Genomic DNA, 21,195 nt, shown 5'->3' with positions numbered 1-21,195 from the left:
GCATGCGGCTCACGCCGCGCGAGACGGCTCAGGGGCCGAGGATCTGCGGCCGGAGGGCAGCCACCCGCGCGATGACGTCGTCGATCACGGTGGGGTCGACCGCCAGGTCGGCGAGGGTGTCCAGCAGGTGACCGGCGGTCCGGTCGAACACGTCGTCGGTGAGGTGCAGGCGCGCGTGCGCAGCCTCCAGCGCGACCGGCTGGGCGTGCCCGCCGAGCACCAGCACCAGGACGTCCGTCATGTGCCCGCGTTGCCGGTGCAGGTCGACGCCGTCGAAGTAGGGCGCCAGCGCGGGGTCCGCGAGCACCCGCCGGTACAGCTGGTCCACCGCGGCGTGCACCGCCGGCGGGCCGCCCAGCCGCTCCAGGAGGCCGATCATCGTCGGCTGCCCAGCTCGACCACGTACATGGCGCCGAGCAGGAGCGCCGCTCCCAGCACCACCCGGCCCGTCACGGCTGCGCCTGCCAGGACGGCGGTCACCCCGGCCATCGCCGGTTCAAGGGTGAGGATGACCGCAGCGCGGGTGCCGCTGAGCCGCGACTGCGCCCAGCTGAGCAGCACCATCGCGGCAGCGGTGGCAAGGATCGCCAGGAACAGGACGCTGCTCCACGACGCCAGGTCCGGCGGAAGCACGGGCACGGCGAGGTGTCCGCCCAGGCACGAGCGCAGGGTCACGACGACCAGCGCGAGCGCGGCCACCGTCGCCGTCTGGACGCGCGCGAGCCGCAGGGCGTGGCCCGGCAGCGACCATCGCGACAGCAGGACCACGTGCACGCCCCAGGTCACCGCGGAGCCGAGCGTCAACAGCTCGCCTGGGCCGAGCCCGGTGGCGTGCAGGCTCAGTACCGCCACGCCGGCGGTCGCCAGCCCGACTCCGGCCCAGGTGACGCTGCCGAGGCGCTCGCGGAACATCAGCCAGGCGGCGACCGGTGCGACGACGACGAGCAGGCTGGTCAGGAAGCCGGACGTGAGTGCATCGGTGAACGTCAGGGCCCACGCCTGCAGGAGGAAGCCCGCACCCAGCAGCGCGCCCAGGGCGATCGCGCGCCCGCGCAGGAGCCGCGGAAGGGCCGGCGCCGCGCGCGTGGCCAGGGTCAGCAGCACGGTAGCCAGGCCGAAGCGCCACACCACCAGGTCGGCTGCGGGCATGGTCGTGGACGCGCCGTCGGCCACCGTGAACGTCACGCCCCAGAGCACCGCGACGAGCGCGAGCGCGGCAGGCGCACGCCAGGCGGCGGTGGGCGGTCTGGCTATCGGTCGGGTGGTGGTCAGCGGTGCGGCGGCAGTCATGGTCGGGCCCCTTCGGTCGGTGGCCGGAGCGTGCTCGCCGACCTTTGCTAGAGGCCTGCAGAAAACCTGCAGATACCTCGAAGCAGGGGTCGCGCCGCTGTGGTGCAAGGAGTCCGCAACGTTCCTGCAGGCGCGTGGCGGGAGCCTGCGGGCAGTGCCGAAGCGCGGCGCACCGAGAGGGGTATCCATGTACGCGTACGAGTTCCCGGTCTGGGACGCCAGGCACCGCGCCCACGAGCACGACCTGCCGGTCTTCGACCGGCGGCCCTCCCGCCTCTGGGCGACCGTGCGCATGGTCGTGCGGTCGCTGCGTGGAAGGGCTCGGCGGTCATGAGCTTCGATCCGCAGGCGTTGCTCGACCTGTGGTCGCGGCCGTGCTCGGACGTGGCGCGGGCCGCCGACGCATTCCGCGAGCTCTACGCCGATCCGGTGCTGATCAACGGTGCGCTGCTGACCGTCGTCGACCTCGTGCACGCCGCGGAGGCGCTGCAGCACTCGCTCGACGACGTGCATCGGGAGGTGCTGGAGGTCTGCGACGCCGGCTCCAAGGTCGCCGTCGCCTTCCGCCTCCAGGGGCGGCACGTCGGACCGTTGGCGACTCCCGCCGGTGTGCTCCCGCCGACGGGCGAGCCCGTGTCGATCCGCGTGATCGACGTGCTCACGCTCGTCGACGGGCTGATCAGCGAGATCACCATGGTCGCTGAGGCGCCCAAGGCGGCTGCGTGATGGTGGGCGCTCAGACGGACACGCGTCGACCCGTCTCGAACGACTCGATGCAGCCCATCGCCAGTGCCAGCGCCCGACGGCCCGCGCGAGCGTGGATGGGCGGCTGGCCTCCCGACCGCAGAGCGGGCAGCAGCGCATCGACGTGCCGGTCGAACGTGCGCTGGAACTGCCGGGCCTCGTCGTTGAAGTAGCCGGCCTGCCACACCTGGCTGGTCTCGTCGCCGACGGTCGAGATCGTCAGGCGACGCACCGTGTCCTCCACCAGCAGCCGGCCGGCTCGCCCGTTGATCTCCAGCTGGTGGGTCAGGGGGTAGGCGTACGACGAGTCGTAGGTGCCGACGAGACTGCCGACGCCGCCGTTCGCGAGCTCGAGCGCTATGGCGACGGTCGTGTAAGGACCCGAGGACGGTCGCGCCATCTGGGCCATCACGGAGACGATCGGTCCACAGAGGTGCTCGATCGTGTCGAACGCGTGGCACTGCGTCTCGATCAGCTGTGCGTGCGGGTGCGTCCCCAGGTTCGCCTCGCCGCCGAACCGCCAGCTCGTGAAGACGATGTCGCCGAGGGCACCGGCCGCGATCGCGGCCCGTGCGCGGAGCATGGGCTCGGCGTAGCGGTGGTTGAAGTTGATGGCCAGGAACAGGTCGCGCTCGGCCGCCTCGTTCAGGAGCTGGTCGGCCTCCGCGAGGTCGAACACCAACGGCTTCTCGACGAGGAGGGGGACTCCGCTGCGGATCAGCTGGAGCGTCGGGGTGAAGTGGTGCTCGTTGGGCAGCGCGACGGTGACGAGGTCCGGCTGGGCGGCGTCCAGCATCGCGGCGATGTCGGTGTAGCCCGCGGTACCCGCCTCGGCCGCCTGGTGTCGTACGCGCTCGGCGTTCCTCCCGACGATCGCGACGACGGTCGTGTCGGGCCGCTCGGTGAACACCCGGATGTGCTGTCGACCCCACCCGCCGGGGCCGACGACCGCGACGCGCAGGGGCGAGCCGCTCCGGGAGTCCGCGACCCGTGATTCGTCGGCGGGACTGCCCAGGCTCTCGGTCATGGCCGTCCCCCGTCGTCGGGCATCGCGTTCCTGCAGTGAAACGTCACCGATCGTGCGAGTCAATCCCTGCCCAGCCGCACGTGGGCTGCAGCGTGAGCATCGGCTCGCCGAGCTCCCGGCGGCCGCTGCGGCCCGAGTCCATGCAGGCGCGCGGATCCGAGGAGGTCCAGGGGCCCGTTGGCCGCGGGGCAGGTTCGATAACGTTCTCCATGCCCGGAGTTCCGCCGGCTCTCGCAGAGGAGACGACGATGTCGCCCGATCAGCTCACCTTCGACAACCCGGTGGAGCGCCACGCGCACATCACGCCGCACGCCTCCTGGCAGCCGGTGCCGGGCCTGGACGCGAAGCTCGACCCGAAGGCCGACCACGGCGAGACCACCTACCGCGGCACGGGACGCCTGCCGGGCCGCAAGGCGCTGATCACGGGTGGCGACTCGGGCATCGGGGCGGCGGTGGCCATCGCGTTCGCGCGTGAGGGTGCGGACGTGGCGCTGAGCTACCTGCCGGAGGAGCAGGTGGACGCGGAGGCCATCGCTGAGCACGTCCGTGCGGCCGGCCGGAAGGCGGTGCTGCTGCCCGGCGACATCCGCGACCGCGCGTTCTGCCGATCGCTCGTCGACCAGGCGGTGGAGGGGCTCGGCGGGCTGGACATCCTGGTCAACAACGCGGCGCACCAGGTGTACCACCAGACGTTCGACCACCTGGACGAGGACGACCTGGACCGCACGATCCAGACGAACCTGTACGCGATGTTCTGGATCACGCGCGACGCGCTGCCGCACCTTCCCCCGGGGGCGACGATCATCAACAGCACCTCGGTCCAGGGGTACAACCCGTCGCCGATGATCATCAACTACGCGTCCACCAAGTTCGCGATCATCGGCTTCACCAAGGCGCTCGCCGCCGATCTCGCCCCGCGCGGGATCCGGGTGAACGCCGTCGCGCCGGGCCCGGTGTGGACGCCGCTGCAGGTCTCGGACGGTCAGCCCACGGAGAAGCTGAACGGCTTTGGGGACTCGTCCTGGCTGGGCCGGACGAGTCAGCCCGTCGAGCAGGCGCCCGCGTACGTGTTCCTCGCCTCACCGGAGTCGAGCTTCGTGGTCGGTGAGGTCATCAACGTCAACGGCGGCGCGAACGTGCCCTGAGACCTCAGACGTCCTCCGTGGCCACGGCCGTGACCGGGACGTGGAAGTGGTGGGCGAGCCGGTCGGGCAGGTCCTGGTGCATCCACAGGGAGAAGCGCGTCGGGAGCGTCACCACGACGATCTCGTCGAACGACCGCCCGGCGACCGCCTCGTCCACGGCTCGCAGCGGGTCGGGGTCGGCGACCGACCCGTCGGCCGTCACGCCGGCAGCCCTCAGTCTTGTCAGGGCGGCGTCGAGCTTGGCCTGGGCCAGCCTGCGGGCCTCCGCCGGTGGGTGGGGGAGCGCGAGGGTGCCACCCATGACCGGCATCGGGACGGCGACGACGTTGGACGCCAGGTCCTTGACCGGGGTGGCCGGCACGACGAGCCAGAACTCTGCGGGGCCCTGGGACGCCCGTTCCGTGACCACGCTCAACAGCTGGTCGCTGTCGAGGGTCTGGTTCGCCACGATCGCGTAGCGCCGCATGACGGCCTCCGATCCTCGTCCGACCGGCGCCTGTGCGACCGGACCGGCCTCGTTTCCGTTCTAGCACGTCCGACCCGCCCCGGCGCGCGGCGTGGAACTGGTGTAGGACGAGGTATGAGCCCGCAGGACGAGCAGACCCGGCCGCTGTTCCTCGTCGTGACGATCAAGCCACGCAAGGACCGGCTCGCCGAGGCGGAGGCGCAGCTGCAGTCGATGCGCCGCAGCACGCTCACCGAGCCCGGGTGCGTGTTCATGCACCTCGTCCAGCCGCAGGACGACCCCGACTCTTGGGTGATGCTCGAGATGTTCCGCTCGCGCGCGGCCTGGGACGAGCACATGCAGCAGCCCCACACCACCGAGGGCAACCGCATCCTGGAGGACCTGCTCCGCGAGCCGTCGGACCTGAGGCTGCTCGACGAGAAGTGACAGCCCGAGTGGTCGGCTCATTGACTCGGGGCTAGCGTCGCATTGACTGGACAAGAAATGCCTGGTCGCACGCAGCCAAGGGGGGCTCGCCGTGGACCGACCGACTGTCATCACCCCAGAGCCTGAGCTCGGGAGTCCGCGGAAGAAGAGCCTGGTCTATCCCGGCCTCACGGTCCCGTTCATCCTCGTCGTCGCGTGCTTCGCGGCCTGGGGTTCGGCGGCCAACCTGACCGATGTCCTCGTCGGGGTGTTCCGGCACATCTTCCTGATGACGAACTTCCAGTCGGCGCTCGTCCAGTTCGCGTACTACGGGGCGTACTTCGCGCTGGCCATTCCCGCCGCGCTGATCAACAAGCGGTTCGGGTACAAGACCGGCGTGCTCACCGGACTGGGACTGGCCACGGTCGGCGGGTTCCTGTTCATCCCGGCCGGGATGCTGCTCGAGTACGGCTTCTTCCTGATCGCGCTGTTCGTGCTGGCGGCGGGCCTGTCGATCCTCGAGACCTCGGCCAACCCCTTCGTCATCTCCATGGGCCCGGAGCCGACCGCGACGCAGCGGCTCAACCTTGCGCAGGCCTTCAACCCGGTCGGCGCCAACATCGGTGTGCTGCTCGGAGCCGTGCTGATCCTGCCGAACATCACGTCGGAGGCCGAGAAGGCCGACATGTCGGCGCAGCAGCTGGAGCAGGCCCAGGAGAGCGACCTGTCCCTCGTGCTGGGTCCGTACACCGGCATCGCGTTCGGGTTGCTGCTGATCTGGCTGCTCATCGCGTTCCGCAAGATCACCGTGCCCGACGACCATGCGCACTTCGGGCTGGACGAGCCGTCCGGGGGAGCGTTCGCGCGCCTGTGGCAGAACCGCCACTACCGGTTCGGCGTCGTCGCGCAGTTCCTCAACGTGGGTGCGCAGGTCTGTGCCTGGAGCTTCACCATCCAGTACGCCCAGGACGTCGTCGGGGTACCCGCCTCGCACGCCGGGTGGTACCTGCAGGCCAGCCTGATCCTCTTCCTGGTCTCACGGTTCGTGATGACGTACCTGCTCGGCATCATCCGGCCGACGAAGCTCCTGTTCGTCATGGCGCTGCTCGGCGTGGTGCTGGCGCTCACCGCCGTGCTCGTCCCCAGCATGGTCGGCCTCATCGCCGTCGTCGCGATCTCCGTGTCGCTGTCCCTGATGTTCCCGACGATCTACGGCGTCGCGCTGCAGGGCCTGGGCCGGGACACGAAGTTCGGGGCTGCCGGTCTGGTCATGGCGATCCTCGGCGGGGCGCTCCTCCCGCCCGTGATGGGCCTGATCATGGACCGCTCGGGCACGGCCCGCGGGTTCATCGTCCCGGCGCTGTGCCTGGCCTTCGTCGCCGCGTACGCGCTGTTCGACCTGCGGTCCGACCGCCACCCGGCGCCGCTCGTCACGGAGGGCGTCGCGCACTGACGGTGAGGGGGGAGCCGGTCATGGCGTCGCCGCAGCAGAGCGATGTCGCCCTGGTCACCTACCGCCATCTGCGCATGGTCATGGTGGCGCTGCCCCTGCTGATGTTCGTCGCCTCGGTGGGGACGTTCCTGGCGATCGGCACGATCCCGGGGTCGATCAGCGCCTACTACCAGGGCCCGCTCCGCGACGTGTTCGTCGGGATGCTCGTCGGGCTCGCGGCCTGCCTCGTGGCGTACAAGGGCGCCCCCGTCGAGGACTACGCGCTCGACCTGGCCGGCTTCTACGCGCTCTTCGTCGCGTTCGTGCCGTTCGAGGGCTACCTCGAGAGCCTGACGCCGGACGCGGTCGACACCGCCCTCGTCGGCGTCAGGATCGTCACCGTCTCGGTGCTTGTCGTCGTCGGGGTGTTCCTCCTCGTCGAGAAGCGGTCCGGGCACTGGGTGGGCGGGACGGTGACCACGAGGGGATGGAAGGCCCGGCTCTTCTACCGGATCTCACAGGTCATGGCCCTCGCGTACCTGGCGCTGCTGGGCTACCGGACGTTCATCGAGACGCCCACGACGTTCGAGGGGATCCACCTCGTGTCGGCGTTCTTCCTCATCATCAGCCTGACCGTGGCGGTGGCCACGCACGGATGGCCGAGCGCGGCCGGCGAAGAGACGCTGCCGGAACCGCACCTCGGCTGGTACCGGGGTCTGGTGCTGCTCATGACGGTCGGCGTCGGCGTGGTCTTCGCAGTGGCGTCCTGGCGGTGGCGCGTCCACAGGACGCTCATCATCGAGTGGTGGGAGATCGTCCTCTTCGCCGTGTTCTGGGCACGAGAGACGTCCCTGAACTGGAACCGGCCGCCCGGCGCGGGTGCGCCAGAGCTCGGCCTGGACGCCCCACGCTGACCGGCGGCTTGCTGCCCTCAGCGCGGCGGCGTCGGTCGGAGCACGAGGCGCGCGGCGGTACGGCCGACGACGAAGCCGGTCGCCACCCCGACCACCACGTCGCCCGGGTAGTGCACGCCCGTGTACACGCGTGACAGCGCGACCGTCGCCGCGGCGACGCGCAACGGGAGGCGCAGCTCGGGCATGACGTGCCCCACGGCGGCGGCGAACGCGGCCGCCGATGCGGAGTGCCCGGACGGGAACGACGTCGACGTGGGCATGGGCACCCACCGTGGGGTCGGCACCTGCAGCGCGTGCCGGTCGGGTCGGAGTCGGGCCCCGGCGCGCTTCATCGGCTGGTTGACCACGAAGGACGTCGCCGCGATGGCCGCTGCCCCGGCCAGTGCGGCGTTCCGCCCTCGGCGCCCGCCGAACGCCGCGAGGACCGCTGCGGTCGCGATCCACGGCTTGGAGTGGTTGGCCAGCTGGGCGACGTGCCGCATCGGCTCGTCGAGAAGCGGCGTCGACCACCCCGCCACGGCCTCGTAGGCGCGCCTGTCCCACCGCCCGAGCGTGCGCAGCGCACGGAGCAGCGCCTCGGGCTGCTCGCCCGGTATGGCGTCGGCGATGCGCTGGGCGAGCCAGTCCTCGACAGGCTCCCGGGCTTCCGCAGTCGGTCCGGCCGCAGCCGATGCCGCACCCACCGGCTCGCTCACGCGTGACCCCCTCGTCCGGACAGCAGCCGCGACAGCGCCGAGAACGGCACGGGTCGCGGCCCCCCGACGGCGGAGGGCGTCGACCGGCGCTGGACGCGCTCGCGGGCGATCCGCACCACCAGGGCTCCCGGGCGGCTCACGAAGGTCAGGGGAGGGTCGAGGGTGACGGCCTCACCGTCGATGCCCAGGGCGATGGGCTGCCCGGACGTGACGTCCAGCTGCGTCGTCGTCCACTCGTTCCACCCGGAGAACAGCTCGCTGTGCCCGGCCGCGGCCAGTGCGGCCAGCTGTTTGGCCTCTGCGCCGTCCAGGACGTGCACCGACGCGACACCCAGCAGGCCTGCGTCCAGCCGGGGACGCGCACCGCGGGGCGATGCGGACAGGTCGTAGGGGTTGTTCGAGACGAGGAGGACGTGGGCCGTGGTCGCCTGCCCGCCTCCTGGTAGGGCGTACCGAAGGTCGACGGATGCCGCCGACGGGCCGACGAGATCCGGCAGCAGCTCGACGGCGGTGCGGACCTTCGCGTCCCGGTAGCGCGGTGAGCGGACCAGCTGGGCGTACGCGCCCATCGACGCGTTGTTCACGAACACGCGGCCGTTGACCTCGGCCAGGTCGACGCGGAGATCGACGCCGTCGACGAACGCCGCCAGCGAGCCGACCACACCCGTCCCGACGCCGAGGTCGCGGGCGAAGTTGTTGCGCGTGCCGGCGGGCACCACGACGAACGGGATCCGGTGCCGCGCGGCGACGGTGGCGACCAGCGCCTGCGACCCGTCGCCGCCGGCCATGCCGAGCAGGTCGCAGCCCTGCGCGACGGCGGCCTCGGCGAGCGTCAGCAGGTCGTCGCCCGGACCCAGCACGATCGGCTGGACGCCCAGGTCGCGGCAGCGGTCGTCGAGCCGGAACCTGGCCATCTTGCCGCCGCCCGACCTCGGGTTCATCAGCAGGACGGGGTGCGTGGCCTTGGGTGCGCGGTCGGCGACGTGCCGTGCATGTCGCTGCACTCCGGTGGCGTTGCCCGTACCCGGGTGCGACATGCCGGTGTGCCTCCCGACTCTCGATCCGCTGGGCTGGTGGTGACAGTCAAGCAGAGGAGGCCTCCCGGTGCGCTCGTGAGCCCAGGAAGGAGCCGCCTGGCTCGTCGGGACGCACCGGACGCCTCGGTCGGTGGACGCCGCCCAAAATCCCAGAGCGCATGTCCGAAGCCAGGCTTACGCTCGACGAGATGATGCGACCAACTGCGGCAACCGTCGGCGAGCTCCGCGCTTCGGGGCACGTGCACACGTCGGTGCGGGTCGAGATCCGCGCCAACCTTCTCGCAGCCCTTCGCGAGGGCCGCGACCCATGGCCTGGCATCCACGGCTTCGACGACACCGTCGTGCCGCAGCTCGAGCGGGCCCTGATCGCCGGGCACGACATCGTGCTGCTCGGTGAGCGTGGGCAGGGCAAGACGAGGCTGCTGCGCACCCTGATCGGCCTGCTCGACGAGTGGTCGCCGGTCATCGAGGGGTCCGAGCTCGGGGAGCACCCGTACGAGCCGATCTCGGCCGCGAGCCAGAGGCTGGCCAGAACGCTGGGTGACGACCTGCCCGTCACCTGGCGCCACAGGGACGAGCGGTACGTCGAGAAGCTCGCGACACCGGACACGAGCGTCGCGGACCTCATCGGCGACGTGGACCCGATGAAGGTCGCCGAGGGCCGGGCCCTCGGCGATCCCGAGACCATCCACTTCGGCCTGGTCCCGCGGGGGCACCGGGGGATCGTCGCGATCAACGAGCTTCCCGACCTCGCCGAGCGCATCCAGGTCGCGATGCTCAACGTGATGGAGGAGCGGGACATCCAGATCCGCGGCTACGTCCTGCGCCTCCCGCTCGACGTGCTCGTGGTGGCCACCGCGAACCCCGAGGACTACACGAACCGCGGGCGGATCATCACCCCGCTGAAGGACCGGTTCGGCGCCGAGATCCGGACGCACTACCCGGCGGAGCTCGCCGACGAGGTCGCGGTCATCCGGCAGGAGGCCCAGCTCCAGGCGGACGTGCCGGACCACCTCGTGGAGATCCTTGCGCGGTTCACCCGGGCGCTGCGGGAGTCCAGCGCGGTCGACCAGCGCAGCGGGGTGAGCGCCCGGTTCGCGATCGCAGGGGCGGAGACCGTGGCGGCTTCGGCGCTGCACCGGGCGGCCCGGCAGGGTGAGGACGTGGCGGTCGCACGGCCGGTCGACCTCGAGACCGCCGTCGACGTCCTCGCGGGCAAGGTCGAGTTCGAGTCGGGCGAGGAGGGCCGCGAGGACGAGATCCTCGACCACCTTCTGCGCACCGCCACGGCGGAGACCGTCCGCGCGCACTTCCGTGGCATCGACTTCGGCGTCCTGGTGAACGCGATCGGGAACGGGTCGGTGGTGTCCACGGGTGAGCAGGTCGCGGCACGCGACGTCCTTGCCGGCCTGCCGGCCCTGGGGGAGTCCGAGCTCTACGACGAGATCTGCGCGCGTCTCGGCGCGACGAACGACGGTGAGCGGGCTGCAGCGATCGAGCTCGCGCTCGAGGGGCTGTACCTGGCGCGTCGGATCAGCAAGGAGTCTGGGGGCGGCGAGACGATCTATGGCTAGGGCCAACCGGCGACTCGCCAGGCGGTACACCCCGTACGTCGACGGGCCGGACCCGCTCGCGCCGCCGGTGGACCTGGCCGAGGCGCTGGACGCGATCGGGCAGGACGTGATGGCGGGCTCCTCGCCCGAGCGCGCGATGCGCGAGTTCCTGCGGCGGGGCGGCCGGGGGCACGAGGGCCTCGACGAGCTTGCGCGGAGGGTCGCCGAGCGGCGCCGCGAGCTGACGCAGCGCAACAACCTCGACGGGACGCTGCAGCAGGTCAAGGAGCTCCTGGACCGGGCGGTCCTGGCTGAGCGCAAGCAACTCGCGCGCGACGTCGACATGGACGAGGGCATGCGTGCCCTGGCGCAGATGCAGCTCGACAACCTGCCGTCCTCGCCCGCGGCCGCCGTCAACGAGCTCAACGGCTACGACTGGCGCAGCAGCGAGGCACGGCAGGAGTTCGAGAAGATCAAGGACCTGCTGGGCCGCGAGATGCTGGACCAGCGGTTCGCCGGCCTGAAGCAGGCGCTGGAGAACGCGACCGACGAGGACCGCGCCGCCCTCAACGAGATGCTGGCCGACCTCAACGGGCTCCTGGAGAACCGCCGGCTCGGTGAGGACACGCAGGAGCAGTTCGACGAGTTCATGGCCAAGCACGGCGACTACTTCCCCGAGCAGCCGCAGAACCTCGACGAGCTCCTCGACACCCTCGCGACACGGGCGGCCGCCGCACAGCGCATGCGGAACTCGATGACGCAGGAGCAGCGCGACGAGCTCGACGCGCTCGCCCAGCAGGCGTTCGGCTCGTCGGAGCTGCTCGGCGAGCTCAGCCGGCTCGACGACAGCCTGCGCTCGCTGCGGCCCGGCGAGGACTGGGGGAGCTCGGAGCGCCTGGACGGCGAGAACGGGCTCGGGCTCGGCGACGGCACGGGGGTGTTCCAGGACCTCGCCGACCTCGACGCGCTCGCGGACCAGCTCGCGCAGTCGTACCAGGGGTCCCGGCTGGACGACCTCGACCTCGAGAAGCTGGCACGGCAGCTCGGGTCCGACGCCGCGGTCGACGCGCGCACCCTGCAGCGCCTCGAGCAGGCCCTGCGCGACTCCGGCACGATACGGCGGGGCTCGGACGGCCAGCTCGCCCTGACGCCGAAGGCCATGCGCCAGCTCGGCAAGGCCGTGCTGCGGGCCGTCGCCGACACCATGTCCGGCCGCACCGGCGGGCACGACGTCCGCCGCTCCGGCGCCGCGGGGGAGCCGTCCGGCTCCACCCGGGAGTGGGCGTTCGGCGATACCGAGCCGTGGGACGTGAGCCGGACGATCACCAACGCGCTGGTGCGCCAAGGCGGCCCGGGACCCCTCACCATCCACGTCGACGACGTCGAGATCCAGGAGACCGAGGCGCGTACCCAGGCGTGCGTGGCACTGCTCGTCGACACGTCGTTCTCGATGGCGATGGACGGTCGGTGGGTCCCGATGAAGCGCACGGCACTCGCGCTGCACACCCTGGTCACGAGCCGGTTCCGCGGCGACGACCTGCAGCTCATCGGCTTCGGGCGCAGCGCCTCGGTCATGCAGATCGAGCAGCTCGTCGGGCTCGACGCGCAGTGGGAGAAGGGCACCAACCTGCACCACGCCCTCATGCTCGCCAACCGGCACTTCCGCAAGCACCCGAACGCCCAGCCCGTGCTCCTCATCGTCACCGACGGTGAGCCCACGTCCCACCTGGAGTCCAGCGGCGAGGTCTTCTTCGACTACCCGCCCCACCCGCTGACGATCGCGCTCGCGGTGCGCGAGCTCGACGGGTCGGCTCGCCTGGGCGCCCGCACGACGTTCTTCCGGCTCGGCGACGACCCCGGCCTTGCGCGCTTCGTCGACGCCATGGCCAGACGGGCGGGTGGCCAGGTCGTCACACCGGAGTCGGACGAGCTGGGCGCCGCGGTGATCGGCTCCTACCTGGGCTCTCGCCGCAGCGGCGCCTTCGGCGGCTGGGGTCGCGACGAGGAGTGGTGACGCCGCTCAGCCGACCGACGTGGCGAGCTCGTCCAGGTAGGCGACGAGCGGGTCCTTCCCGTCGATGGCGGTCTCGCACGACGACGCGGCGCCCGACTCATCGTCGAGGGTCCACGTGTAGCGCACCGACGTCCCGTCAGCGTCCGCCGCGCACTCCTGCGTCGCCGCGCTCGCGCCGCCCAGCGCAGTGTCCGCAACCGCGGCGTACAACGCGTCGAGCTCGGTGTCGGACAGCGTCCCGGATGTGTCCTGCGTCTCGGACGACGAGTAGGTCCAGGTGCCGTCGTCCTGCACGACGAGGTCCGACGCGCACGGCCCGGTCGCGCACAGCCCGCCCCACGTGTGCCGTTCGACGTGCACCGTCGCCTCCCCGGGGGCGCGCTGCTCGGAGGTCGCTGCGCACGCACCGAGCAGGGAGATGACTCCCAGCGCGGCGGCAGCTCGAACGGTGCGCATGCCCACGGTGGCCCTCTCGTCGCGCGCTCAGGGGCCCGTGCCCTGGCGGGTCATCCTGGCACCGGCCCGCCGCCGCTCGGTGCACGACGCTCAGAAGCCCACGCTCAGAGGGTGCGAGCGACGCTCAGAAGAAGGGCCACGGGAACGCCGGCATGTCGCCACGGGGTCGCGGGAAGACGCGTCGCACGAGCAGCCGGTCGCACCGGGTGGCCAGTGCGACGAGCTCGTCGTCACTGAGCAGCTCCGCCAGTTGCCGGCCGAGGTCGTCGTCCAGCCGGGCGCGCACCCGTTGCACGCCCGCAACCTCGTCATCGTTCAGCGCGTCGCCCAGCCAGCCCCACAGGACCGTCCGCAGCTTGTGCTCCACGTGGAAGGTGACGCCGTGGTCCACGCCGTAGCGGTGGCCGTGACGGGTCGGGAGGATGTGGCCACCCTTGCGGTCGGCGTTGTTCACGACGACGTCGAACACGGCCATCCGGCGCAGGGCGAGGGAGTCCTCGTGGATCAACGTCAGCGGCTGGTCGCCCTCGTCGACCCCCTGGAAGACCGCACGCCAGCCCTCCTGGGGAACCGCACGCGCTGGGACGATGTCGACCGGATCCTGCTGCGCGTCCGGCTCCTGCCACAGCTGCACCATGCCGGGGCCCAGCGGCCCGTCGCGTAGGAAGGTACGCGGCACGATGTCCCAGCCGAACGCCTGCGAGACCAGGTACGCGGCCGTCTCCCGGTTGGCGAGCGTCCCGTCGGGGAAGTCCCACAAGGGCTTCTCGCCGGCGACGGGCTTGTAGACGACCTGCGTCTCGCCGATCGTCGCGAGGAACGTCGCGTTGGATGCGACCGTGATCCGCCCGACGAGCTCGAGCTCACCTGCGAGGAGGTCGCTCGTCACAGGGTCGTGGTCGCGCCGCACACGTGGCCGTCGTCGTCGATCGGCCTGCCGCACAGCGGGCACAGGGGCCGGCCCGACGCGACGACCTGCCGGGTGCGGTGGACGAACGCCCGCGCGGTACCGACGGGCATCCGGACCAGGAGCATCTCGCTCGGTTCCGCCGCGGGCTCCTCGTCATCGGACTCGCCGGCCTCGACGAACGGGAACGCCTCGACAACCACCTGCGCGGTCGAGGGATCCCATCCAAGACGCATCAGCCCGGCCCGGAACTGCTCCTCGACGGGCTGGTCCAGGGGGTCGTTGTCGACGAGCTCGACGGGCGTGTCGGCGGGGACGCTGAACGGGTTCCCCTCGTCGGCCATCAGCGCGTCCAGGATCTCGTCGATCTTCTCGGCGAGCATGGCGGACTGCTCCTTCTCCAGCCCGACGCTCGCATTGCGGGCTCCGTCGCGCACCTGGAGGTAGAACGATCGCGAGCCGGGGCTCCCGACGGTGCCGACGACGACACGGTCAGGCCAGTCGAACAGGTGGACGAGGGCGGGCACGTCGCTCATTTTACGAGGTCCGCTCCCTGAGCGGCGGTTCCGGGATGAGCGGCGCCCCCGAGCTGCGCGTCGCCGACCGGAGCCTGCCCGCGCAGCCAGGAGAGGTCACCGGAATCGGTGTTCGTGGCGACGACCTGAGGGCGCGTGCTCCCGTACCGGACGATCGACACCGATCCCGTGGTGACGGTGAGGCGCTGGTAGAGGTCGAGATCCATACCCAGCGCGTCCCCGAGGACGGTGGCGATGATGTCGCCGTGGCTGACTGCGACCCACACCGCTTCGGCGCCGTGCTCAGCCTCCAGCGCCGCGTCGTGCCGGCGGATCGCCTCGACCGACCGTGCCTGCATGGCGGCCAACGACTCGCCGCCCGGGAACACCGCCGCGGACGGCCGGCTCTGCACCACCGACCACAGCGGCTCCTGGGCGAGCTCCTTGACGAGCCGGCCTTGCCACTGCCCGTAGTCGGTCTCGACGATGCCCGGCTCCAGCTGCATCGGCACCGTCTGGGCCTGGTGCTCCGCGATGATCCCCGCCGTCTGCCGGCATCGGGCCAGCGGGCTCGAGACCACCGCGACCAACGGCACCGCCGCGAGGCGTTCCGCTGCCCGCTCGGCCTGCCGGCGCCCGACCTCGTCGAGGTCGACCCCCTCGGCCCGCCCCGCCAGGATCCCTTCGACGTTCGCCGTGCTCCGACCGTGCCGGACGAGGATGACTGTGGCCATGACGGGAGCCTAGGCAGAACTCGTTGCGCCTCGTCGGCTGTGCGTCCCGCGGTGGACGCCCGGGTGTTCGAGCCCGCTGCCCGTGTCGGCATGTCGACTCCGAGAATGGTCGCGACGCGCCATGATCGAACTCGTGTTGGTCTTCATCTCGCACGCACGAGGCGACCGCGCTGTGGTCGAGGCGCTTCGTGACCGTGTCCGCGCGGCGCCCGGTGCGGCATGGAGTCCTGCGGAGGCGCTCAAGGAGAGCCCCGAATGGCGCGGCGAGTTCGCTTCGCTCATCCGCGGCTGCCAGGCGCTCCTCGTCGTCGTGAGCCAGCACTCTCGCGACTCCGAGCACTGCCGGTGGGAGCTCGAGCAAGCGCTCGAAGCGGAGGTCCCCATCTGGGCGTGGTTCCGGCAGCCCGTGCCGTGGCATCCCGCGTTGTCGTCGGCGTCAACGCTGCGCGTCAGCCCCGAGGTCGCGCCCGAGACGTGGGGCCGAGGCGCGCTCAGCCGCTGAACCCAGAGGCGTAGGCACTCGCCTGCTTGGCGCCCCGGTTCATGTTCTGGACCCACGCGTCGCCCTGGCGCCGGAGAATCGCCTCCACGGAGCGAACGAGACGTCCCACCCCCCGGTGGGGATCCCAGGCGAGCCGCGCATCTTCGATGTCGGCGACCGCGCGGTCGAACGTCTCGAGCTCCTCGCGGACCTGCTGGCGCATCCGGACGATCGCGAGCGTGGCGACGACGAGGAGGAGGAAGCCGAACCACGGAGCCCAGGTGGTCCCGGCGGTCGCTACGGCGACGGCAGCCACGACGGCGGCGATGACACCCGTTCGTCGGTCTCTGCGGTCGCGGGCGAGGTGGGCGTCGTGAAAGTACTCCAGCTGGTCTGCCACGCGGTGCCGTAGGTAGAGCCGGGCCGTCAAAGGTGCCAGTGCATCGGCATGGACCCCCTCGCTAGGACGCTCACGGACCACGCGACCGCCGAGCGAGGCCAGTGGGACACCTGCTTGCAAGAGCTGGGTGTCGACCGCGTGCATCGTCGCGGCGAGCCGCCTCGTGGGTTTGCCGGTCTCGACCGTCTCGGCTGGTGCGTCGGTCGAGAGGGCCGCCCGGTAGAGGTAGATGCGCGCTAGCAGCGACTCGGATCCCGCCCGCACGGCCCGCCAGCGCCTGTCTGGGCTCAGGTTCGCCGCGATCGCAGCCCCGACCGCGAGCGCGATCGGGAGGAAGACGAGCAGGACACGCGCGATCGCAGTGACGTGGGTGAGGAGGCTCTCGTTGTGCCCGAGGAGCATCGCGTCACGAAGCCAGATCGACAGCTGGTCGACGATGTCGGCCGGTGGTCCGGCGGCTGGAGCGTCTCGATCGAGCCGGATCTGGACGAACCAGCTGGCCAGCGCGACCGGTAGCAGCAGACCGCAGACCGCGAGCCGCCGCAGCAGGGTGGCGCGCGCGCGGTACCGACCGGCTGCCGCGTCGAAGGCCGCGTGCCTGGTCCAGGCAGCCTTGAGGGACGTGTCGGACGAGAGTCGCCAGTCGAGTGCGGCGAGGGCCTGGGCGGCGTCCGAGCTCAGCACCTCGATGTCCACGGTGCTGGGCAGCTCTCTGGTCAGACGAGGGAGATCAGGGGGTAGGACCGGTGGCCGCCTGAGACCGACGCGTCGCAGGACCCGTCCGAAGGAGCGTTCCGAGTCCAGCCGCACCTGTTCGGCGTGCTTCAGCGCGAGGAGCTCGGCCGCGCCGCTGGTGGCCGGCACGACGAGGATGGGCCAACCGCCGTCCGTGAACCGCTCGACCTCCTCGACCGTGACGCGACCTCCGTTGGCGACGACCACAAGACCAGGACCGCGATCACCCGTGATCGCCTCGGCGAGCGCGAAGAGCGTCCGCGTCTCCGAACCCCACGTCTGGCCCGCAGTCATCACGACTGCGTCGTGCCTCGGCTCAACGATTTCCTTCGCGGAAGCGCCGGCGACCTTGACCTTCGGGACCACCCCGACAAGCTTCTCCGCGTCGCGCTCCAGGAACTCTCCCGCAAGCTGCATGATTCCGGTATTGGTTCCGCCGGTGAGGAGAACCGCCCCGGCATCGCGAATCGCCGGGCCGAGCGAACGTTCGAAGAACCGTGTGATCACGGCGCGGATCTCGGCCAGCTGCGTCACGTCCGGCGGCCAGCCCGCCGCAGGACCCGATGGCGCAGGTGCGGGCATGTCGAGGTTGCGTGCGCCGCCGACCAGCACTACGACGGGAGTTCCCACCTGGATCCCGAGTTCTTGCACGATGTCGCCGACGCTCAGGTCGCCCGCGTCGATCATCCGTGGCCGCGTGCTTGGTGGGGGCACGCAGGCAGCATCCCAGGCGGTACCACGCCTGGCGCCGGCGACACGCGGCGCCCGTGCCGGAGGTCAGGTCACGGTCACGACGGTGCCTGCGGGCACGCGGTGCCACAGGACGTCGAGCACCTCGTCGCTGACGCGGACGCACCCGTTCGACACGGGCCCGGAGCCCTTCAGCAAGGACGTGTGGATCGCGCTCACAGCCGTCCCGGTCGGGCGGTCCCAGCGGTCGATCGTCTCGGACTGCGAGGACAGCAGGATCACGCGTGGCGTGAAGGTTCCGGGCTCGTCCCAGAACGGGCCGACGATGAACGACATCCCTGCCGGCGTCGGGGTCGACGCCGAGCCGGTCGCCCGCACGGGGTACACCTGCGGTCCGGTCCCGTCGTCGATGGTGATGGTCTGTGCGGCCGTGTCGACGTGGATCGACCAGGTCGTGCTCGAGGGGCGCGTGTCTGCTGCGTTGATCCACGCGGTGCGCCCGTTGACCTGGCTCCGGTCCTGGGACGGCAGCGCGCCGCGGGTCGCGACCATGACGCGCACCCAGCCGTTGCCTCGGGCGTCGAGCACCGGCAGGACCGTCGGCACCTGGCCCAAGGTCTCGCCGGGGATCAGCCCGACGGCGCTTGGGTGGCGGTACCCGTCGAACGCGACCGTGTCCCGCAGCAGCGTGACGGTCTGCCAGGGTCCGCTGGAGGCGCCGCCGACGTGGCGCTGGGTCGCGTCACCGATCCCGGGCAGGCCGGCGACGACGGTCAACGGGCTGATCTGCACGAGGGCCGACGTGTCGACGGCGGGTGGCGCCGGAGGGTCGGGGACGGCGGGGGCCGCGACCTTGGCGGACACGATGGTCGACGGCACGAGCACCGTGGGGGCCGCGGTCGGCGTGCGGGGTGACGCGCCGCTGGTCGAGCAGCCCGCCGCGACGACCGCCAGCGCCACGGCGCCCGCGAGGATGAGGTGCCGCGAGGCTCGTCCGGATCCGTGCCTCATGCGTCCCAGCGTCGCACGCACAGCGCGACCTACGAAGGTCAGGCGAGCGAGAGCGGTCGTTCGGACGGGGGTCAGGACGCGGCAGCTGCGCACTGGCGGCAGAGTTGCCCCGTGAGCGGTCTCGGACGGGGTGTGGCGGTACTCGCGGTGTGCCTGCTCGCCGCGTGCGGCCCGACGGAGAGCACCACGGTCGCCAGTGAGCCGGCGAACGGGACGCCGGCGAACGAGACTCCGCTGGGCTCGCGGCAACCGACGAAGGTGCCCCCGCCGAGCCCCGCGGCGCGGGCGAGCGAGCCCGTCCCGGCGCCCGAACTGAGCGTGACGGCGCCGCCGCCCGCCCCTGCGTTCACGTCCACCGTCAGCGCGATCACTCCTGAGCTCGCCAGCCGGATGTCGCCGTCGTGGCATCCCGGCTGCCCCGTCGACCTTGCCGACCTGCGGTACGTGACGGTCACCCACCACGGGTTCTCGGCCGGGGAGGTCGCCCAGGGCGAGCTGGTGGTGCACGCGGACGTCGCCGACGACGTGGCCTCGGTGTTCCGGATCCTCTTCGAGGCCGGCTACCCGGTCCGGTCGATGCGGCTGGTCGACGACTTCGGCGGGAGTGACGACGCGTCGATGGCGGCGGACAACACGTCGGCGTTCAACTGTCGGGCCATCACGGGCGGCACCGAGTGGTCGCAGCACGCGTACGGGCGGGCGATCGACCTGAACCCTGTCGAGAACCCGTACGTCCTCGGTCGGTCGGTCTACCCGCGCGAGGGCCGACCCTTCGCGGACCGGGCGAGCGGTCCCGGGGTGATCCAACCGGGGGACGCCGTGGTCCAGGCCTTCGAGACCATCGGCTGGTCCTGGGGCGGTGCGTGGGCGAGCCCGGTGGACTACCAGCACTTCTCGCTCACCGGCGGTTGAGCGGCCGGACCTGGACGATCCGGACTCTTGACGCGGATCGGACGTCGGGCAATAGGGTGGGGGTTGCCGCTATTTGGTAGGAGTACTTACTTATCCACCGACCAGAAGTGTCTGGGAGAGCCTCATGCGCCGTTCCCGCCGGTTGTCCGTGTCCACCGTGGCTGCACTCGGTGTGAGCGTGGCACTGCTCGCGCCGCTGCCTGCACAGGCCTCCCCGAAGCCGTCGCCCGACGTCCCGAGCAAGGTGGTGTCGGCCTACTTCGCCGACTGGGACGTCTACGGGCGGGGCTACTTCGTGAAGGACATCCCGGTCACCCAGCTGAACGTCATCCAGTACGCCTTCGGGGTCCCCGGTTTCGACCCGGCCACGGGAACCGCGAGCTGCAACGTCCTCGACCCGTGGGCCGACTACCAGCAGGTGTACTGGACAGGAGACAACACGGTCGACGGCGTCGCGGACGACCCGAGCAACCCCGACCAGCACCTGTTCGGCAACTTCAACCAGCTCCGCAAGCTCAAGGCCGCGAACCCGAGCCTCAAGGTCGAGATCTCGCTCGGCGGCTGGACCAAGTCGACCTGGTTCTCCACGCTCGCCTCCACTCCGGAGCTGCGGCAGTCGTTCGTCGCGTCCTGCATCGACACGTTCATCAAGGGCAACCTGCCGGGCGGCGGCTGGCCCGAGGGCGCCGGGGGAGCGGGCGCCGCGGCCGGCCTGTTCGACGGCATCGACCTGGACTGGGAGTACCCGACCCAGGTGGCCGGCGGGAACGTCGACGTGGGCCCGGCCGACCGGCACAACGCGACGCTCCTGGCGGCCGAGTTCCGCGCCCAGCTCGACGCGTACGGCGCGACCACCGGCAAGCACTACCTGCTCACCGCGGCGCTCCCGGCGGCGAAGAGCTCGACGACGTACTACGAGCTGAAGGAGATCACGAAGTACTTCGACTGGGACAACGTGATGACGTACGACTTCAACGTGCCCAGCGGTCCGAAGGCGTCGCCGAACACGCTGTTCACGCCGGACCCGCGCGATCCGCACGCCAAGGACCTGACGTGGAACACCAGCGGCACGGTCGCCTGGTACCTCCTCAACGGCGTCCCGGCGAACAAGATCGTCGTCGGGGTGCCGTTCTACGCCCAGCAGTACCTGCGCACGGGGACCGCCAACCACGGGCTCTACACACCGTTCGACAACACCGGCACGGACTCGAACTCGTTGACCGTGGACGTGACACCCCAGCCGAGCTACCACGCGCTCGTCGACGAGGGCGGGTACGTGGACGCGGCCGGGGTCACCGGTGGGGCCGGCTACACCGTCTACTGGAACGCCCTGGCCGGTGAGCCGTACTTGTTCAACCCTGCGGCCGTCCACCCGAACCTGACCACCGGGCCCGCGACCGTCCCGACAGTCGTCGCGTACTCCAGCCCGCGGTCGATCGGCGAGCGGACCAAGCTCATCAAGGCGCTGCACCTGCGCGGCGCCATGGCGTGGGAGATCAGCCAGGACTCGAACAGCCATGCTCTGATCGGGGCACTCGCACCGGTGCTGCAGTAGCGCCCGGGGCTTCGCGACCCGCGGAGGCTCGGCGGGCCGGAACACGAGGTGCTCCCGCCCGCACCGTGGGAGCATCG

22 protein-coding genes are annotated in these 21,195 nt (G+C 71.3%); 10 read left to right on the top strand and 12 right to left on the bottom strand.

Annotation, left to right across the window (positions count from 1 at the left end; all coding sequences use genetic code 11):
• Positions 1 to 28: 28 nt before the first annotated feature.
• Both N553_RS0117350 and N553_RS23370 read right to left on the bottom strand, forming a co-directional pair.
• The gene (locus N553_RS0117350; RefSeq protein WP_034623220.1) at positions 29 to 379 is read right to left on the bottom strand and encodes a group 1 truncated hemoglobin; all 351 of its coding nucleotides are present in this window, start codon (positions 377 to 379) and stop codon (positions 29 to 31) included.
• Positions 376 to 1,290 carry a DMT family transporter gene (locus N553_RS23370; protein WP_197030115.1) on the bottom strand — a complete coding sequence of 305 codons (915 nt, stop codon included), beginning with the start codon at positions 1,288 to 1,290 and terminating at the stop codon, positions 376 to 378. Before N553_RS23370 ends, N553_RS0117350 begins: the two co-directional genes overlap by 4 nt.
• A gap of 330 nt (positions 1,291 to 1,620) precedes the next feature.
• Here N553_RS23370 and N553_RS23365 point away from each other — a divergent pair, with 330 nt between their 5' ends.
• Entirely contained in the window at positions 1,621 to 2,016 is a 396-nt protein-coding gene (locus N553_RS23365) for an ester cyclase (RefSeq protein WP_034623216.1), read from the top strand.
• Positions 2,017 to 2,026: 10 nt separating this feature from the next.
• On the opposite strand, the gene N553_RS0117330 is transcribed toward N553_RS23365, so the two are convergent.
• Entirely contained in the window at positions 2,027 to 3,061 is a 1,035-nt protein-coding gene (locus N553_RS0117330; protein ID WP_081844732.1) for a Gfo/Idh/MocA family protein, read from the bottom strand.
• Positions 3,062 to 3,309: 248 nt separating this feature from the next.
• Here N553_RS0117330 and N553_RS0117325 point away from each other — a divergent pair, with 248 nt between their 5' ends.
• On the top strand, positions 3,310 to 4,206 hold the full coding sequence (locus N553_RS0117325; RefSeq protein ID WP_028047584.1) for an SDR family oxidoreductase: 897 nt from the start codon (positions 3,310 to 3,312) through the stop codon (positions 4,204 to 4,206).
• Between the two features lie 4 nt (positions 4,207 to 4,210).
• Here N553_RS0117325 and N553_RS0117320 read toward each other — a convergent pair whose 3' ends face one another.
• Positions 4,211 to 4,672, bottom strand: coding sequence for a hypothetical protein (locus tag N553_RS0117320; protein ID WP_028047583.1), 462 nt, complete (start codon positions 4,670 to 4,672; stop codon positions 4,211 to 4,213).
• A gap of 114 nt (positions 4,673 to 4,786) precedes the next feature.
• On the opposite strand from N553_RS0117320, the gene N553_RS0117315 reads away from it, so the two are divergent.
• The 3 genes from N553_RS0117315 (at position 4,787) to N553_RS24460 (ending at position 7,423) form a co-directional block, all read left to right on the top strand.
• Positions 4,787 to 5,098 carry a putative quinol monooxygenase gene (locus N553_RS0117315; RefSeq protein ID WP_028047582.1) on the top strand — a complete coding sequence of 104 codons (312 nt, stop codon included), beginning with the start codon at positions 4,787 to 4,789 and terminating at the stop codon, positions 5,096 to 5,098.
• Between the two features lie 91 nt (positions 5,099 to 5,189).
• Positions 5,190 to 6,530 (top strand): L-fucose:H+ symporter permease, encoded by a 1,341-nt coding sequence (fucP, locus tag N553_RS0117310; protein ID WP_028047581.1) that lies wholly within the window; start codon positions 5,190 to 5,192, stop codon positions 6,528 to 6,530.
• Between the two features lie 20 nt (positions 6,531 to 6,550).
• The gene (locus tag N553_RS24460; protein ID WP_051640309.1) at positions 6,551 to 7,423 is read left to right on the top strand and encodes a hypothetical protein; all 873 of its coding nucleotides are present in this window, start codon (positions 6,551 to 6,553) and stop codon (positions 7,421 to 7,423) included.
• A 17-nt stretch (positions 7,424 to 7,440) separates the two neighbouring features.
• Here N553_RS24460 and N553_RS23355 read toward each other — a convergent pair whose 3' ends face one another.
• Positions 7,441 to 8,118 (bottom strand): phosphatase PAP2 family protein, encoded by a 678-nt coding sequence (locus N553_RS23355; protein ID WP_051640308.1) that lies wholly within the window; start codon positions 8,116 to 8,118, stop codon positions 7,441 to 7,443.
• Positions 8,115 to 9,155 carry a diacylglycerol kinase family protein gene (locus N553_RS23350; protein ID WP_051640307.1) on the bottom strand — a complete coding sequence of 347 codons (1,041 nt, stop codon included), beginning with the start codon at positions 9,153 to 9,155 and terminating at the stop codon, positions 8,115 to 8,117. Before N553_RS23350 ends, N553_RS23355 begins: the two co-directional genes overlap by 4 nt.
• A 188-nt stretch (positions 9,156 to 9,343) precedes the next feature.
• Here N553_RS23350 and N553_RS0117290 point away from each other — a divergent pair, with 188 nt between their 5' ends.
• Complete coding sequence (locus tag N553_RS0117290) at positions 9,344 to 10,729, top strand: ATP-binding protein (RefSeq protein ID WP_028047580.1); 1,386 nt, start codon at positions 9,344 to 9,346, stop codon at positions 10,727 to 10,729.
• Complete coding sequence (locus tag N553_RS0117285) at positions 10,722 to 12,722, top strand: VWA domain-containing protein (RefSeq protein ID WP_028047579.1); 2,001 nt, start codon at positions 10,722 to 10,724, stop codon at positions 12,720 to 12,722. Before N553_RS0117290 ends, N553_RS0117285 begins: the two co-directional genes overlap by 8 nt.
• A 6-nt stretch (positions 12,723 to 12,728) precedes the next feature.
• Here the strand turns inward: N553_RS0117285 and N553_RS0117280 are convergent, their stop codons facing one another.
• From N553_RS0117280 to N553_RS0117265, 4 genes are all read right to left on the bottom strand, one after another.
• On the bottom strand, positions 12,729 to 13,178 hold the full coding sequence (locus N553_RS0117280; RefSeq protein WP_028047578.1) for a hypothetical protein: 450 nt from the start codon (positions 13,176 to 13,178) through the stop codon (positions 12,729 to 12,731).
• Positions 13,179 to 13,302: 124 nt separating this feature from the next.
• Positions 13,303 to 14,067, bottom strand: a complete 765-nt coding sequence (locus N553_RS0117275; RefSeq protein WP_028047577.1) for an SCO1664 family protein — start codon at positions 14,065 to 14,067, stop codon at positions 13,303 to 13,305.
• Positions 14,064 to 14,612 carry a DUF3090 domain-containing protein gene (locus N553_RS0117270; RefSeq protein WP_028047576.1) on the bottom strand — a complete coding sequence of 183 codons (549 nt, stop codon included), beginning with the start codon at positions 14,610 to 14,612 and terminating at the stop codon, positions 14,064 to 14,066. The genes N553_RS0117275 and N553_RS0117270 overlap by 4 nt, the downstream gene beginning before the upstream one ends.
• A 5-nt stretch (positions 14,613 to 14,617) precedes the next feature.
• On the bottom strand, positions 14,618 to 15,334 hold the full coding sequence (locus N553_RS0117265) for an MSMEG_4193 family putative phosphomutase (RefSeq protein ID WP_028047575.1): 717 nt from the start codon (positions 15,332 to 15,334) through the stop codon (positions 14,618 to 14,620).
• Positions 15,335 to 15,455: 121 nt separating this feature from the next.
• On the opposite strand from N553_RS0117265, the gene N553_RS0117260 reads away from it, so the two are divergent.
• Complete coding sequence (locus tag N553_RS0117260; protein WP_028047574.1) at positions 15,456 to 15,836, top strand: toll/interleukin-1 receptor domain-containing protein; 381 nt, start codon at positions 15,456 to 15,458, stop codon at positions 15,834 to 15,836.
• Here the strand turns inward: N553_RS0117260 and N553_RS0117255 are convergent.
• Together N553_RS0117255 and N553_RS23345 are read right to left on the bottom strand one after the other, a co-directional pair.
• Positions 15,826 to 17,664: a hypothetical protein gene (locus N553_RS0117255; protein WP_156043883.1), complete on the bottom strand. Its 1,839-nt coding sequence runs from the start codon at positions 17,662 to 17,664 to the stop codon at positions 15,826 to 15,828. The genes N553_RS0117260 and N553_RS0117255 overlap by 11 nt on opposite strands.
• A 63-nt stretch (positions 17,665 to 17,727) precedes the next feature.
• A complete protein-coding gene (locus N553_RS23345) occupies positions 17,728 to 18,651 on the bottom strand; it encodes a L,D-transpeptidase (protein WP_034623322.1) in 924 nt (307 codons plus the stop codon).
• A gap of 111 nt (positions 18,652 to 18,762) precedes the next feature.
• Here N553_RS23345 and N553_RS0117245 point away from each other — a divergent pair, with 111 nt between their 5' ends.
• Together N553_RS0117245 and N553_RS23340 are read left to right on the top strand one after the other, a co-directional pair.
• Entirely contained in the window at positions 18,763 to 19,563 is an 801-nt protein-coding gene (locus tag N553_RS0117245) for a M15 family metallopeptidase (protein ID WP_231505307.1), read from the top strand.
• Between the two features lie 124 nt (positions 19,564 to 19,687).
• On the top strand, positions 19,688 to 21,118 hold the full coding sequence (locus N553_RS23340; RefSeq protein ID WP_081844731.1) for a glycoside hydrolase family 18 protein: 1,431 nt from the start codon (positions 19,688 to 19,690) through the stop codon (positions 21,116 to 21,118).
• The last annotated feature ends 77 nt before the right edge of the window (positions 21,119 to 21,195 follow it).

The organism is Cellulomonas sp. URHE0023 (assembly GCF_000688475.1).
GTDB lineage: Bacteria > Actinomycetota > Actinomycetes > Actinomycetales > Cellulomonadaceae > Cellulomonas.
This window is presented reverse-complemented; position numbering and strand designations above follow the sequence as displayed.